Source organism: Xanthomonas prunicola (genome assembly GCF_025266575.1).
Lineage (GTDB): Bacteria > Pseudomonadota > Gammaproteobacteria > Xanthomonadales > Xanthomonadaceae > Xanthomonas > Xanthomonas prunicola.
In genome coordinates this window covers 2,793,093-2,807,576 of sequence record NZ_CP096142.1, presented here as the reverse complement: position 1 = coordinate 2,807,576, position 14,484 = coordinate 2,793,093, and the positions used below count along the sequence as shown (strand labels likewise).

The 14,484-nt window shown below is 61.0% G+C and carries 11 protein-coding genes; 4 read left to right on the top strand and 7 right to left on the bottom strand.

The annotated features are described in order from the left end of the window. Positions 1 to 125 precede the first annotated feature (125 nt). The gene (locus tag M0D43_RS11965; RefSeq protein WP_144080894.1) at positions 126 to 695 is read right to left on the bottom strand and encodes a DUF6680 family protein; all 570 of its coding nucleotides are present in this window, start codon (positions 693 to 695) and stop codon (positions 126 to 128) included. Between the two features lie 442 nt (positions 696 to 1,137). Between M0D43_RS11965 and M0D43_RS11960 the strand changes: the two genes are divergently transcribed. Beyond that, complete coding sequence (locus tag M0D43_RS11960; protein WP_029820797.1) at positions 1,138 to 1,365, top strand: XAC0095 family protein; 228 nt, start codon at positions 1,138 to 1,140, stop codon at positions 1,363 to 1,365. 116 nt (positions 1,366 to 1,481) lie between these two features. Here M0D43_RS11960 and M0D43_RS11955 read toward each other — a convergent pair whose 3' ends face one another. From M0D43_RS11955 to M0D43_RS11945, 3 genes are all read right to left on the bottom strand, one after another. After that, positions 1,482 to 2,003: a hypothetical protein gene (locus M0D43_RS11955; RefSeq protein WP_144080895.1), complete on the bottom strand. Its 522-nt coding sequence runs from the start codon at positions 2,001 to 2,003 to the stop codon at positions 1,482 to 1,484. Positions 2,004 to 2,120: 117 nt separating this feature from the next. Beyond that, on the bottom strand, positions 2,121 to 3,137 hold the full coding sequence (locus M0D43_RS11950) for a hypothetical protein (protein WP_160168842.1): 1,017 nt from the start codon (positions 3,135 to 3,137) through the stop codon (positions 2,121 to 2,123). Positions 3,138 to 3,314: 177 nt separating this feature from the next. Next, a complete protein-coding gene (locus M0D43_RS11945) occupies positions 3,315 to 3,887 on the bottom strand; it encodes a hypothetical protein (RefSeq protein ID WP_260807214.1) in 573 nt (190 codons plus the stop codon). A gap of 152 nt (positions 3,888 to 4,039) precedes the next feature. On the opposite strand from M0D43_RS11945, the gene M0D43_RS11940 reads away from it, so the two are divergent. After that, on the top strand, positions 4,040 to 4,243 hold the full coding sequence (locus tag M0D43_RS11940) for a YdcH family protein (RefSeq protein WP_260807213.1): 204 nt from the start codon (positions 4,040 to 4,042) through the stop codon (positions 4,241 to 4,243). Between the two features lie 463 nt (positions 4,244 to 4,706). Here M0D43_RS11940 and M0D43_RS11935 read toward each other — a convergent pair whose 3' ends face one another. From M0D43_RS11935 to M0D43_RS11925, 3 genes are all read right to left on the bottom strand, one after another. Continuing rightward, the gene (locus M0D43_RS11935) at positions 4,707 to 5,687 is read right to left on the bottom strand and encodes a zinc-binding dehydrogenase (protein ID WP_260807212.1); all 981 of its coding nucleotides are present in this window, start codon (positions 5,685 to 5,687) and stop codon (positions 4,707 to 4,709) included. Positions 5,688 to 5,883: 196 nt separating this feature from the next. Then, positions 5,884 to 8,547, bottom strand: a complete 2,664-nt coding sequence (gene plsB / locus M0D43_RS11930; protein WP_260807211.1) for a glycerol-3-phosphate 1-O-acyltransferase PlsB — start codon at positions 8,545 to 8,547, stop codon at positions 5,884 to 5,886. Further along, positions 8,547 to 9,521 (bottom strand): hypothetical protein, encoded by a 975-nt coding sequence (locus M0D43_RS11925; protein WP_252164794.1) that lies wholly within the window; start codon positions 9,519 to 9,521, stop codon positions 8,547 to 8,549. The genes plsB and M0D43_RS11925 overlap by 1 nt, the downstream gene beginning before the upstream one ends. A gap of 409 nt (positions 9,522 to 9,930) precedes the next feature. Here M0D43_RS11925 and M0D43_RS11920 point away from each other — a divergent pair, with 409 nt between their 5' ends. Together M0D43_RS11920 and M0D43_RS11915 are read left to right on the top strand one after the other, a co-directional pair. Further along, the gene (locus tag M0D43_RS11920) at positions 9,931 to 10,983 is read left to right on the top strand and encodes a LacI family DNA-binding transcriptional regulator (protein WP_260807210.1); all 1,053 of its coding nucleotides are present in this window, start codon (positions 9,931 to 9,933) and stop codon (positions 10,981 to 10,983) included. Between the two features lie 167 nt (positions 10,984 to 11,150). After that, positions 11,151 to 14,189, top strand: a complete 3,039-nt coding sequence (locus tag M0D43_RS11915; protein ID WP_260807209.1) for a TonB-dependent receptor — start codon at positions 11,151 to 11,153, stop codon at positions 14,187 to 14,189. Positions 14,190 to 14,484 lie beyond the last annotated feature (295 nt).

The window sequence follows — 14,484 nt, the reverse complement described above, 5'->3', positions numbered from 1 at the left end:
CTTCTTGCCTGAAAGCAGATGAGGTCAGAAGACTTATCGAGCTAATTATCTTTTTTGGACGAACATAACATTTACCGCACCACAATCTAGCGCAGTCGAAATTGCCGTAGATTTTAAGGGAACCCTCACGAGCCGTCCTTATCTGATGGCATATTTTCTATTTTCATAGTTAAAGACTGTTCGCCGGATAGGACAGAGATCGCCAACTGACGAACACGTTCTTGCTCGTCTTCGACGCGCCCATGTGCTGAGGGCGAATAAACACCTTTTTTAAGCTGAACTCGATCAAATACTAAACCCACTTCCACTGCAATTGCATATAAAACATTTACAAATAGCTCATGCCCACGACTAACCCATTGTTGGGCCGGCTCATTGTCGATACGTGTATTTAAATGATCAAGATACTCTCGCCACGCGTCTAAGACACACTGCTCTTTCTTGGTTCGTTTGTGAAACCCAAAAATACGATCACCATAGAAAGCAAGATCAATCATGTTCAGTGCTTGGACATGATCTGAACTCAACCGTGATGCACGTGTTGCCATTAAGGTGTGAAAGACCCACAACTTTCTCTGTCGTGTTTCGCGCAAAAGCTCAATCCATTTTTGCACTCGCACAGCAACAATCGGCCCGAGTAGCGTCGCAAGAATTATCAGCCCATCACTGATCGTCACGGTTGCCGGTGATGCCACACACACCTCCTGATTTTTAGTTTATTAGCTACGTTAGCACGGAGCGCCGGCTCAGCAAGAATCTCCCGTCTTGAAGCTCACCTCATTCAGCTTCATTACGCAAGTAAGCTTAAATGTCGACTGCATAGTAGTACCTGCTTATCTAACGACACAGTATTGATAACCGAGGAAAGCGCAAGGGCTCTAGGCCTGCATCTTGACTCCCCTATGCATCGGTAGCACACTCCTTCACGGAGCGTAGCAACTCCGCAAACAGCGGTACCACCCCCGTCAAGCGGTGGTTTTCTGTGCCTGATGTTCGGGCACACGCTCGGCGTCTCCACGCCGGGAGGGCGGCGAATACAACACCCGCAAGGGAAATAAGCCCGCCGTCTGTTTGCGGTTGCTAACCTCCCGGCATCCCGCCGCACTGTGCGGCGGGAGCCTGTCCGGAGAGTTGAGCATGGAGCAGTCTCTGTTCGGGTATTACCTGCTGCCGGAAAACGCGCAGCTTCGGCTGTTGCAGACACGTGATCATTTGCGCTTTTTAGCGGCGCTGGTGTGCGCTAAGTACTCTGCAGACGCGTCTAACCCTCACAAAGTGACGGTGACACCGGACGCTTTGGAATTTTGCTTTGAGTTATTAGCAGAACAAATCGAACAGGTACTAAAGCAAATCCAGCCCCCTTAATCTGCCATGCATGGAACTGGGCCCGAGTCACCAGCGCAGCAAGAGTCTGTTCCTACTTACGCTTTGGCGGCGGGGGCTCATAGCCTCGAGTAGTTCTGTTGTCGTTTGCGTATCCCTCATCTTTGCGAGCTGGGGGGCGCTGGGGTTGTGGATTGCTTGGTGGTCGGCTGGGTGATTTTTTGTCTGCCATTTGGGTTTTCTCGTTCTGTGAGGTTCGTTTTAACAAATGCCGCCATAAAGCATATTCCAAATAAAAACAGAACGGCTCCACTCCCGTTGAGCCAGCGGGTAAGCTGCGTGTAAAACCCTCCTGGAGGGTTGCAAAAGATGGTTCCATCGTCGCACTGCAATATTGCTCTACGTAATGCAAGCCGACTGACAAAAAAAGAACCAAGCATTGCCGACGTGCTTAGCGCCCATAATATCCACGCTGCAACAAGCCAAGATGAGTTCTGAATGGGATTTTGGCCGACAATGTCTTTGACAAATGCAAAGGAAATTCCTAACGCGCCGCCAGATAAAGTAAGCACAGTCTTATCATAGTCTTCTTGAGCTTTTTGCTCGGCGACGACAAGCCACTGTCTGTATTCAGGATCTACCTCGTCGCGGTTTGCGTCATCCCCTACGTTAGTCGCCATCTATCTCGCCCTAGATCGAAGTTAATTTTTCCAGGCATTAAAAATATGAAGGATTAATTGAGCCTAGAAACAATAATTTTGATAACCATCCAATTAAGCTTGTTTATTTGCAACCTTTCAATGTACACCCTTGGATACGAAGTAGGCACAGATGATGGTTGCAATTATGTTTAGCGCCACATTCCAAGAACTGGCGACAATAAATCTGACACCGTTTTTACGGTTATCTTTCTTTTGCTGTGAAATCCTCTTCCTATCTCCAGAGGTAAATTCAAATACAACTCGGCTACCTTCCATTTCTGAGATCGCCTTGTATACTCGGCCTACCAGAATCCCAGATATTCTGCTCATGGGTCGAAGCGAATAAATGGATATGAATAGCGCAATTATGCTTAATCCAACTGGAGGATTTCCGGAATAATTGACATTGAACTTCCAATACAAAAATGAAGAAACCAACATCGCCCATGAAAAAAGAAGCCACTGATCAAGAAATACAACGACCAAGCTTTTTTTCTTCTTAATCTTATACAAAAATGGCTCGATGAGCTCAGGCTCTTTCCTGCCCGAGTACCAATCACTCACGACGTTGATTAACTCTTTACTTATATGCGCATTAATGAAATCTACACGGCAAAATGCTGGGCACGACATGACATCTACTTGATCAAGCTCATCGTGATTTCCCGCGCCAAGCATATGAAATAACTGCGATGGCTTCATCTCACGAGAGACTCGAAACAATAGGGTGTGTCGTTGGGGATTTGCGAACTCCCGTACATTAACTAAAAAGTCCCACTTAACGATAATTTCTTCAATCTTTTCTGGCTCTACGAAGTTATGCTCTGAAAATTCTGCCCATGTTCCAAACTCACTAAGTTGAGAACCCTCGTAACCAATTTTTACTGTAGCAATTACCGCATCGATATCATGGGTTGCCAGTTTTGCAGATATACAGTCATGCAATTCCAGAACATCCTGTTTGGAAATCTGGATGGCATCATTAAAAGTCTTAATTCGTGAGTCTGGCTTTCCAGAGAAAAGGTAGAAAAGTGACTTGAGCTGTTCTTTTGGAACGCGAGCAATGAGGTCGCCACCCGCGGGCTCGCCATTTTGATTGATTACCGTATTCACATTATCTCCCGATAGCATCCGTGGCGCCCTTTGATTTAATGCTCCTGCTTGCAAGTCGTAGGAACGAGGAAAATTTTTAGGCGGCCCTTGTCTTTAGCAACATTTAACTCAATCAGCAATCCCCAATTGCATCTAGCACGCGAAGTAAGCCGACGCGACGATATTTGCAACTAATACTCACGGCAGCCAAATCAAATTCAGCAACTGCGGATCGGCGGTGACCTTGACCAGCTTGCCGCTGGGGCCGAACTGCACCTGATACTCGGAGAAGCTGTCGCGCCAGTAACGCCACAGCGAGGCTTCCAGGTTGGGGTTTTCGCTGCTGATCGGGTAGCCGACCGCCATCAGGACCTGTTCGCGGGTCATGCCGCCGGTGAGCTTGCCGTCGGCAATGGCCTGGCGAATCTTGGGCGGGAAGGTGGCGAGCTTGAGCTTGGGATCGGCGGTGACGACGTAGCGGGCGGCAAAGGCGGTGTTGTCCAGGTCGCGGCTGTAGTCGTTGCCGATGGACTGCTTTTCGCCGGCGATCTTGAGGTTGACGCGGTTGCGGCCGAAGCCGGTGACGCTGACCGGGGTGCCGACCGGGAGCACGCGCTTGCCGTCTTCGGCGTAGTTGCTGTCGCTGATCCAGCTACCGTCGGTACGCAGGTTGCAGCACAAAAAGCCGTCGTACTTGGCGACATCGGCGGCGCTGGCCAGGCTCGCGGCGGTGAACAGGCCCAGGGCCAGCAGGGAGGAATGCAGACGCATCGAAAGACTCCTTTCTCGACGGCCGTAGCCGCGCGGCAGTGATGAATGAGGCGCGCCGCCGTTTCCCCGCGACGCACTGGCATTGTCGCAGCCCCGGGCCGCTTGGCAAGCGTGGGTGACGCGCGCAGCCTGGGGTTGTGTATGCTCGGGGGGTGGAAACCCTGTCAACCGCCGAGATCGTCGAGCAGATCGCCGAGTTGCGACGCGCCCACCGCGCGTTGGACGAGGAGATCCAGCGCGTGCCCGCGAACATGGACGACGAGCTGCAGATGAAGCGTTTGAAAAAGCGCAAGTTGCACATCAAGGACTGCATCACGCGGCTGGAAATGCAGCTGGTGCCCGACGAGCCAGCCTGAGGCCTGGTGGGCGGCGGCTTGCGTCGGCGACTGATGGCCATGAAGGCTGGGCGGCCGAGTGGCAGCGCCTTCATCTACGCGTACGCATCCAGGCGCCAGCGAATGCTGAGCGTCGATGCAGTGCGCTGACGACGTTGCGCGCACGACAGATGCGGATTGCGGGGCGCTTGCGTCGGCTGCAGAAACCTACCCTCACCCAACACACGCGCTCCGCGCCCCAGCCCGTGCTTGCGGCGTGGGCATTCCACGCCAAGCGCGCCAGCGGTGCCTTCTCGCCCCGACGGGAGAAGGGCTTTCATTTTTGCTGGTGGGGGGAGACGGTGCGATTCGCTCGAGGGCGCTTCGACAGTTCCAACGGCACGAGATTGCACTGCCCACCCGCGCGCCTGGTATCCAGATAGCACGGGTGACCCTGCCAAGCCGATCCCCGCGCAGGCGCTGTTTCAGTCAGCGCGCACGCCGCTCAACCGGCGCGCAACAGGATTTTGCCGCGACGGCCCGGTTCGGCGCTGGCCGCTGCCGCCTTGGCTGCGTCTTGCAGATCGAACACCGCTTCCACCGGCAGCGCCAGGCTGCCGTCGAGCGCGGCCTTCAGCAGCTCGCCGATCATGCGGCGCTTATCTTCGGACTTGGTGGCCTGCATGACCTTGCTGCCCCAGAAGCCGCGCACTGTGGCCTGCTTGAAGATCACATCGCCGCTGGCAATCTCCAGAGGCTCGCCGGTCATCGAGCCGAACGAGATCAACTCGCCACCTTCGCCAAGCAGGCCCATCAGCTCACCTGCTGCCTTGCCGGCAACCGAGTCGATCGCGCGCACGATCGGTGCATCGCCGGCCAGCGCGCGCACGCTGTCTTGCCAACCGTCCTGCGCGGTCGACACCGCATTGCCGATGCCCAGCGCTTTCAATTCGTCCACACCTGCGTCGCGACGCACCAGGTTGATCACATTGATGCCGCGTGCCGCGGCCAGCATGGCGACCGTCTTGCCGACCGCACCGTTGGCGGTGTTCTGCACGATCCAATCGCCCTGTTCGACATGCAGGAATTCGATCAGCATCAATGCGCTCAACGGCATGGCGATGAGCTGGCAACCGCGGTCGTCATCGAGTGCGTCGGGCAGCGGGACCACGCCGGTTGCATCGGCCAGAAAGTACTCGGCCCAACTCTCATGCACGCCGGCCGCGACGACACGTTGGCCGACCTGCAACCCCTCGACACCTTCGCCCAGTGCATCGATCACGCCCGACCCTTCACTACCGCCGATCGCCGGCAACGAGGGCTTGTAGCCGTAGTTGCCGCGCACCGTCCACAGGTCGTGGTTGTGGATGGGCGAGCGCCGCATCGCGATGCGGACCTGACCCTTGCCGGGTTGCGGTGTGGGTCGTTCGCCGAGTTCGAGCACCTTGGCGGGATCGCCGAATTGGGGATGGATGGCTGCGCGCATGAAAGTCTCCTGTCGGCAGCGCTCGTGGTGCAGCGCGGCCGATCATAGTGAAAGGTGATGCGATGCTAACGAGCGTGCTGCAAGCGGCCGATGAAGCGAACGGAACCGCTATGTGAAAGTCGCCATCGCCTCGCCCCCAGACGCGTCACCCCGCGCCCAACGCTTCCTGCAGGCCGTGATGCCCGTTGCTAGCGGCTTACTGCGGCGGCGGCACCACGTCCGGCTTGGCCGCTGCCGGGCTGACGCGTTCGATGGTGTGACGCAGTTCGCGGCCGAGAATGAACTTGGCATCCTTGGCCCAGGCATCCAGGCGCTCGTCGAACATCAGCTTGCTGTTTTCGTCCGGCCATACCAGGCGCAGCTCGCGCAGCTTCTGGATGAAGCTGCGGAATAGGGTCTTGTCGAAGAACTCCGGCGCGGCCGGTGCGTACAACAGGCTCAGACGCTGCGCGGCCTGTTGGCAGAGGCTTTCCAGTTCGCCGGCACCGAGCACGCCGGGGCCATTCTTGACCAGCACCGAAATGGCGATGTAATAGCGCTCGAAGGCCTGCTGCAGCGAATGCCCGATCGCACGCAGACGGAACACTTCGTCGGTCTGCCCGGTGTTACGCGCCAGGATGCCGCCATCGTCGTCGGTGACGTTGAGCAGCAGGCCTTCGCGCACGAACATGTCGATGGTCTGTTCGATGCGTTCGGCAAAGCGGTCTTCGCTCCATGGCAGGAACAACTCGGCCTGCAGGAACGGGTACACGGTACGCCCCAGCCGCAGCAGACCGGCACGGCTCATGCGGCGGTTGTTCTGGAAGCAGCACGCCACCCACGACGATGCCGTGAACAGGTGCAGCACGTTGTTGCGGAAGTAGCTCAGCAACACTGCGGTGTCGCCGCTGACGCTGAGCACATCGCCCAGGGGGTGCGACACCCGCGTGAGCACGTTGATCTCTTCGGCATGGGTGATGATGCGCGCCGGCGTATGCGGGGTCACCGTGACACGGTCCGAATACGGCATCTCGGCCAGCAGCTTCTTGCACAACTCGATCTGCGCGATCAGGTCGGCTTCGCCCATCGCGTGCTTGGGCGTGGACAACAGCGCCAGCGCCAACAGGTTGATCGGATTGACGTCGGCAGCGCAGTTGATGCGGGTCTGGATCTGCGTGGACAAGGTGTCCACCGCCGGTGCCAGCCAGGTGGGCTTGGCATCTTCCGGCAGCGGCTGGCCATCCCAGTCCGGTGCGTGCTTGGCCAGCACGTCGTTGAGCGCGATCGGCTCGCCGAAATTCACCACCACCTGGCCGTAGTTTTGCTTGAGCACCTTGGGGATGGACCACAGCAGGCCCCAGATGGATTCCTTTTCCTTCGGCCGCCCGGTGAGCTCGTCCAGGTAGCTGTTGCCTTCCATCAACTTCTCGTAGCCGATGTACACCGGCTGGAACAGCACCGGCTTGCGCGGCTGGCGCAGATACGCGCGCAGCGTCATCGCGATCATGCCGCCCTTGGGCTGCAGCAGACGCCCGGTGCGCGAACGCCCGCCTTCGACGAAGTATTCGATGGAATAGCCGCCGGCCACCAGCTGGGCGACGTATTCGCTGAGCACTGCCGAATACAGCGCATTGCCCTTGATCGAGCGGCGGATGAAGAACGCGCCGCCCTTGCGCAGCAGCGTGCCGACCACCGGCAAGTTGAGATTGATACCGGCCACGATATGCGGCGGCACGATGCCGCGTTCGTACAGCAGGTAGCTCAACAGCAGGTAATCCATATGGCTGCGATGACTGGGCACATACACCACTTCGTGCCCGGGCGCGGCCTGCTTGAGCTTGTCCAGGTGATGCACCAGCACGCCGGCGTAGATGCGGTTCCACACGTGGGTGAGCAGGAAGCTGGCCGAGCGCACCACCGGGCTGGAATAGTCGGCGGCGATTTCCCAGGCATAGGCGTGCGCCTTGCGCCAGGCATCGACCGGCTTGGAGTTGTCGCGCTTGGCCTGGGTGGCGATGGCTTCGCGTACCGAATCGGCGGCCAGCACCTGGTCCACCAGCAGGCGGCGGGTGGACAGGTCTGGGCCGATCACCGCTTCGCGGATGCGCCGGAAGTGCGTGCGCAGCACGCGCTGCAACTTGCGCAAGGTGCGCTCGGGCGGCAGCCCTTCGGCCATGGTCTGGCGCAGCGAAATCGGCGGGGCGAACCGTACGATGGTGGTACGGCCGTTGAGCAGCACCGCCAGCAGGCGGCGGAAGCGGCCGACCAACGCCCAGTTTTCCGAGAACAGCACCGCGAACCAGCCGCTCTGCTTGTCCGGCGCACGGCCGACGAAGATCGACACCGGCACCAGATGCACGTCCAGGTCGGCGCGCACGCGGTGCGCCTGCAGCAACTTGGCCAGCGAATCGGAATGGGTCTTGCCGCCGCGCTGTTCGGGAATCAGCGAATTGCTGCTGCGCCGCGACAGCGCCAGATAGGCGCGCTTGCGCTCCAGCGGGTCGCCCGGCAACGGCACCAACGGCGAGGGCAGCCCGGCCTCGCGGCAGGCCTTGTCCAGGATCAGCGCGTTGGACAGACCATAGTCCTCCAGCACGTAGACCACCGGGCGGCCGTCGTCGTAGCGCCCAGGCTGCTCCGGCTCGATGGTCAGGCTCAGCCACGGGTCGGCCAAACGGCCGAGCAGGCGCGCCCACCAAGGACGCTTGGCGCTACGCGCAGCGGCAATGCCGGGCGCGATCGATGGCGTAACGTCCAGCGGTACCGGTTCGGCGGGCGGCAACGCCGCCGTCGTGGCGCCGGTGTCGGCTGCGGCAGCGCTGGGCGGGGCGGACTGGCCATCCGGGAACGGCAGGGGATTCTGTTCTGGCATCACCGGCATTATCGCCCAGCCGGGCGTTGCCCGGTGTCGGCAGGCTTCGCCGGCGCGGCCGCTGCGGTGTCAGGCGCGGCAGTGGCGTTGGCTAAGGGCGCGGCCTGGACGCCGTTGAGCAGCGCCTGCACTTCGTTCTGGGTCTGCAGCTGGTACCAGTGGCCATCGCGCTTGATCAGCGCCACGGTCAGATCGATGTCGTGGGCGGCCAGCGGATAACGCAGCCGCACCCGGGCGGTGTCGCCGTCCTGCTTGATCAACCCGGTACGCAGTGCATCCAGGCTGCTGTCGATCGACAGGTCGTAACGCTCCAGCACCTTCTTGCAGGTTTCCCAGAACGGCCCGAGCCGGCGCAGGCTCTCTTCCATGCCCAGCCGCTGCAGATCGGCATCGGAGGTGATGCCGGTGGCGCGCGCGGCAGTTACCAGGTCGGCGATGCTGGCCTTGGCGCGGGGGCGATCGGCCAGCGGCGCGGTGGCAGCCCAGGCGCTCAGCGCATCGACCAGTTGCACATAATGGGCGCGCTGCTCGGGCTGGTAATCGTTGCGGCTGCGCAAGTACTGCACGCCGAACTGGCCCAGCGATTGCGCGGCCTGGGCAATGCCCTGCGACTGGCCGGCCAGCTGTGCATCGAACGCCTGCTGCATGCGGCGCTCGGCATCGGGCGCCGACAACGATCCCAGCAGCGTGCCCACTTCATTAGGCAGCGGCAGCTCGGTCAGCGGCCAGCGGCTGGCACCGCTGCGCCACGCCGCTTCCAGCTGGGTGTATTGCGCAGGCGTCACCCGGATGCGCGCATACGCCACCAGATCGTTGCGCCGCAGCGGCAGGGTCATCGACTGCATGGCTGCGGCCGGCTCGGCCTTGGCGCCGGGCAAGGCAGGCGCGGTCTCGTTGCGTTGGCAGCCGCTCACGCACAGCGCGGCCAGCAACAGCCACGCAGCAGACTGGAACCGCCCTGCGCGGACGGTAGGTAGCGACATGCGCACGATGTTCCCCCTGATCGATCGGCGCATCTTGCTGTCTGAATGCATCGGCGGCAAGGCAGGGCCCAACCGTGCGCCAAGGTATGGTCTGCAGATGTTACGTTTTCGTAGTTCCTGGCAGGTTGTCGACCGGTGTCCGACATTGGCTGCTGATGTCTTACTCGGACAAACTTGTCCAGCCATCGGCTTCCAGCCCTTGCGCCACTTGCGTTTGGCGCAATGTTGCGGCGCATCATGTAAGCGCTTGCAGTTCCTGCTAGCGTGCGCTGCATCTCGCTTGGGGGCGCCGTCAGATGGGGCTGATGTCATTCATGTGCATGTGTGACACGCACGCTGTGCGCCAGCGGATCGTGCGCCCCACCCCGGCATGCACCGCCACACGTGTTGACTTGGAGAAAGCCACAGCATGAGCCGGCCACGGTCCGAAGGCGGTAGCGTCACCATCAAGGACGTTGCGCGCGAAGCGCAGGTGTCGGTGGCCACGGTCTCGCGCACCATGAACGGGCATCAGCATGTGGCCGAGTCGGTGCGCGAACGCGTCTTGCAGGTGGCGCGTGCGCTCAATTACATCCCGCACCACGCCGCACGCAGCCTCAGCAGCCGGCGCACCCACACGATCGGGGTAGTGCTGCCGGACCTGCATGGCGAATTCTTTTCCGAGTTGATCCGCGGCATCGACCAGGTGGCGCGCGACCAGGGTTACCACCTCTTGGTGTCCAGCTCGCACGGCGACCCGCAGGCGCAGCGTCGGGCGCTGGAGCGCCTGCCCGGGCGCGTAGACGGCGTGGTGGTGATGTCGCCGTCGCTGGGCGATTCGGGCGTGCATGAAGATGCGCTGCCCGGCGGCCTGCCGGCGGTGCTGCTCAACTGCGCCGGTAGCGCCAGCCAGCGCCCGGTACTCAATGTGGACAACTACGGCGGCGCGCGGGTCATGACGCGCCACCTGCGCGACAGTGGTCACCGCCGCATCGCGTTCATCGCCGGCCCCGACGACAACTTCGATGCGCATGAGCGCCTGCGCGGGTATCGCGACGAACTGGCGCTGGATCCGGCCGCGCAGCCGTGGGTCTTGCCTGGCAACTTCGACGAAGAATCCGGTTATCGCGCCGGCCAGGCGCTGGCCCAGGACACGCGCCCGGATGCGGTATTCGCCGCCAACGACATGATGGCGCTGGGCTGCCTGTTCGCGCTGGGCCATGCCGGGCTCAAGGTGCCGCAGGACATTGCGCTGGCCGGGTTCGACGATGTGCCGATGGCGCGCTACGTGCTGCCGGCGCTGACCACGATGCGGGTGGATATCGCCGGCCTGGGCGCACGCGCCTTGCAGTTGTTGCTGGGCCAGCAATTGGTCGATGCGCCAGCACCGCCTGCCGATGCTGCACCACCGGCGTTTTCGGAGATGGTTCCGGAGCTGATCGTGCGTGCATCTAGCGCTGCTCGTGACACGTCAGGACAGTGAGGTCTATGCACTACGTCGCATCTTCACAAATTATTTACGGTTTCTTATGTTTTTTATAACCCTGACGCAACCGCTGCCATTGCTTGTTCGTCCTTGAAGTAACGCATCACCCTGCGCCACGCCGACCATGCTGCCGGTACGCGCCTTACCCCTGGGAGGGGGAAGTCATGAAGAGCTACCGTACCGTCTCCACCCTGCCGGCGCGCAGCCTGCTGTGCGGCGCCCTTGCCGCTTCGTTGCTGGCCGCCAACCCGGCCATGGCCCAGTCCAGCAACGCCACGCTGCGCGGGCAGGTCGCCGCGTCCCAGCCAGGCACCACGGTGACCGCCACCAACGTCGCCACGGGTACCACACGACGTGTGGCCACCGGGCCGGACGGCAGCTATGCCCTGGTTGGCTTGCCGCCGGGCACCTACAAGGTGGATGCGGGTCCGGGCACGGAGAAGACGGTGACCTTGTCGGTGGCCTCGTCGGTCAGCCTGAATCTGGGCGGTGGCGGGGAAGCGGCGGTGCCCGCCGATGGCACGGCCACCACGCTGGACACGGTCAAGGTCACGGCCACCTCGCTGCAGGAGGTCAAGACGTCCGAAGTGGGCACCAATGTGTCGCTCAAGCAGATCAACACGGTGCCGCAGCTGACGCGCAACTTCCTGGAGTTCGCCGACACCGTGCCGGGCATGCAGTTCGAGACCGACCCCAACGGCAACAGCCGCATCCGCGGTGGCGCACAGGCCAGCTCGGCAGTCAACGTCTACATCGATGGCGTGGGCCAGAAGAGCTATCTGTTCGGTGGCGTCTCCGGCCAGGAGCAGAGCGCGGGCAACCCGTTCCCGCAGCTGGCGATCGGCGAGTACAAGGTCATTACCTCCAACTACAAGGCCGAATTCGACCAGGTGGGGTCGGCGGCGATCGTGGCCTCCACCAAGTCTGGCGGCAACGAGTTCCACGGCGAGATCTTCGGGCGCACCACCAATACCGATTTCCGCGCGCGTCAGGCCGACGAACGCGCCGGTGCGCCCAATGCCGACGGTACCAAGCGCCAGACCCACCAGGACGAATACGGCATGGCCTTCAGCGGGCCGATCGTCAAGGACAAGGCGCATTTCTTCGTCAGCTACGAAGGCAAGGGCTTCGAGGTGTCGGCCAACCCGATCTCGGTGCCGGACACCTTCAGCGCACTGAGCGACGACCTGCCGTCGGGCGTGCAGAGCCGCCTGGGCTCGGTCACCCGTCCGTTCAAGGAAGACCTCTACTTCGGCAAGATCGACTGGGACGTTGGCGAGAACGATCGCCTGGAGTTGACCGCCAAGTACCGCGACGAGAAGAGCCGGGACGACGTGGGCGACCGCAATACCGCCATCGCAGGCAAGAACAACCTCAACACCGAAGAACGCTACGACCTGCGCTGGCAGCATTTCGGCGAGAGGTATGTCAACGAGGCACGCGTCTCCTACGAGGACGTGCTGTTCAACCCGACCGCCTTCACCCTGGGCAACCAGAATATTTATACGCGCGGCATCGCCGAAGACGATGTGCTGATCCGCGACAACGCCACCAGCGGCCTGGCGATCCAGCGCAAGGGACAGAAAGGCCCGAGCTTCCAGAACGACCTGACCTTCAACAGCATCGACTGGCACGGCAGCCATGTCGTCAAAATGGGCGTCAAGTACAAGGAAGTGGAGCTGACCCAGAGCGAAAACTCTGCGGTCAATCCCTCGTTCTACTACGCGGTAGCCGATGGCTTGGGCACCGCGGCGATTCCGTACCAGGTGAAGTTCAATCTGCCGTTTGCCGGTGCGGCGCCGTCGGTGACCACCAAGAGCAAGCAGCTGGGCCTGTACATCCAGGACGATTGGGACGTCAACGACAAGCTGCAGTTGAACCTGGGCGTGCGCTGGGATGGCGAGAAGATTCCGTCCTATCTGGACAACGTGACTCCGCCGGAAGTGGTGGCGGCCTTGAACGGCCCCGGCACCGACCCGACGGTGAGCGCCACCTACGCCGAGCAACTGGCCAAGGGTGGCGTCAACATCAACGACTACATCAGCAACGGCCGTAACCGTAAGCAGGACACCAACAACTTCGCGCCGCGCCTGGGCTTCTCCTACGATTTCCGTGGCGACGAATCGCTGGTGTTGTTCGGCGGTGCCGGGCGCAGCTACGACCGCAATCTGTTCGACGTGCTCGGGTTGGAGCAGGTCAAATCGGCGCTTGCGCAGTACACGCTCCGCTTCGCCGAAGCCGCGCCTGGCTGCACGCCGGCACCGGGCACCTGCGTCAACTGGAACCCGGCCTACCTGAGCGATCCGGGGAACCTCGGCAGCCTGGTCAACTCGGGCGTGCGCAACGGCGAGATCGACCTGCTCAACAACGATCTGAAAACGCCCTATTCCGACCAGTATTCGCTGGGTCTGCGCACGCGGCTGGGCGAGTGGAACACGTCGGCCACGGTGTCCTACATCCATAGCAAGGAAGGCCTGATCTTCACCCTGGGCAATCGCTATCCCAACGGCGAATTCTTCCAGAACGGCGCGCAGCCATGGAACGAGAATCCGCCGGGCTTCGGTTCCCTGCTGATCGGCAACAACGGTGTGGAAACCAAGACCGGCCAGCTGCTGCTGTCGGCCGACAAGCCCTATACCCAGGAAAGCGGCTGGGGGCTGACGGCGGCGTACACGTTCTCGCGCGCACGCGGTAACCGCGGCAACGATGATCACTACGGGTTCGATGCCGCCACGATTGCCAATTATCCGTTTTTGGATCTGAATGCAGTGCCGCGCCATCGCCTGGTGCTGACCGGCATCTACGATTTGTTCTGGGGCATCAGCGCCTCGGCCAAGCTGACCCTGGCCACGGTGCCGCCGCGCAACGAAGCGGTGTCGTTCGATCAGTACGGTGGCCCGAGTTCGGACAACATCCGCATCGTGTCGGTGGACGCACCGGGCGGCAAGTTCATCGCTGGTGGCGATATCTTCGGCACGCGCCAGCTGGATCTGTCGCTGTCCAAGGACATGCATGTGACCGAAGCGCTCACGGTGCAGGTGCGTGGCGATCTGATCAATGCGCTGAACTTCCGCAACTACGACCAGTACGCCATCGACTGGGGCCAGGCCGGCGTCTACGACCCGCGCGCAAGCATCAACCAGTACGGGGCGCTGTCCACGCCGCCGCGGACGCTGTTCCTGAGCGCACGCATCATCTGGTAATGCGCTAGAAACACCAGGGGTGGCAGCGATGCCAGCACAGGGATGCCGCCTGTGCTGGTCATCGTGCACGGCACGTACCCTGGTGCATCGTCGGTTTGCATTGCCCGGTGATTGTCGATGCGCTGCATCGGCCAATCGCCGCCAATGCCTCACCCGTCTGGACCCGTGCCTGAAGGAGCAAGCACCCGTCACCGCAGACCCTCGTTGTTGCCCTTGCGGCTGTTGTTGCCTGTTGTCCCTGTGGTCCACACCAAAGCACCAACCCAACGCGCCAGTCACTGCACTGCGTCGCGCT

Bases quoted from the DNA above. Each gene is read 5' to 3' on its own strand.
- M0D43_RS11960 (WP_029820797.1), top strand. From the start codon at position 1,138: ATGGAGCAGTCTCTGTTCGGGTATTACCTGCTGCCGGAAAACGCGCAG.
- M0D43_RS11945 (WP_260807214.1), bottom strand. From the start codon at position 3,887: ATGCGTCTGCATTCCTCCCTGCTGGCCCTGGGCCTGTTCACCGCCGCG.
- M0D43_RS11925 (WP_252164794.1), bottom strand. From the start codon at position 9,521: ATGTCGCTACCTACCGTCCGCGCAGGGCGGTTCCAGTCTGCTGCGTGG.
- M0D43_RS11935 (WP_260807212.1), bottom strand. From the start codon at position 5,687: ATGCGCGCAGCCATCCATCCCCAATTCGGCGATCCCGCCAAGGTGCTC.
- plsB (WP_260807211.1), bottom strand. From the start codon at position 8,547: ATGCCGGTGATGCCAGAACAGAATCCCCTGCCGTTCCCGGATGGCCAG.
- M0D43_RS11915 (WP_260807209.1), top strand. From the start codon at position 11,151: ATGAAGAGCTACCGTACCGTCTCCACCCTGCCGGCGCGCAGCCTGCTG.
- M0D43_RS11920 (WP_260807210.1), top strand. From the start codon at position 9,931: ATGAGCCGGCCACGGTCCGAAGGCGGTAGCGTCACCATCAAGGACGTT.
- M0D43_RS11955 (WP_144080895.1), bottom strand. From the start codon at position 2,003: ATGGCGACTAACGTAGGGGATGACGCAAACCGCGACGAGGTAGATCCT.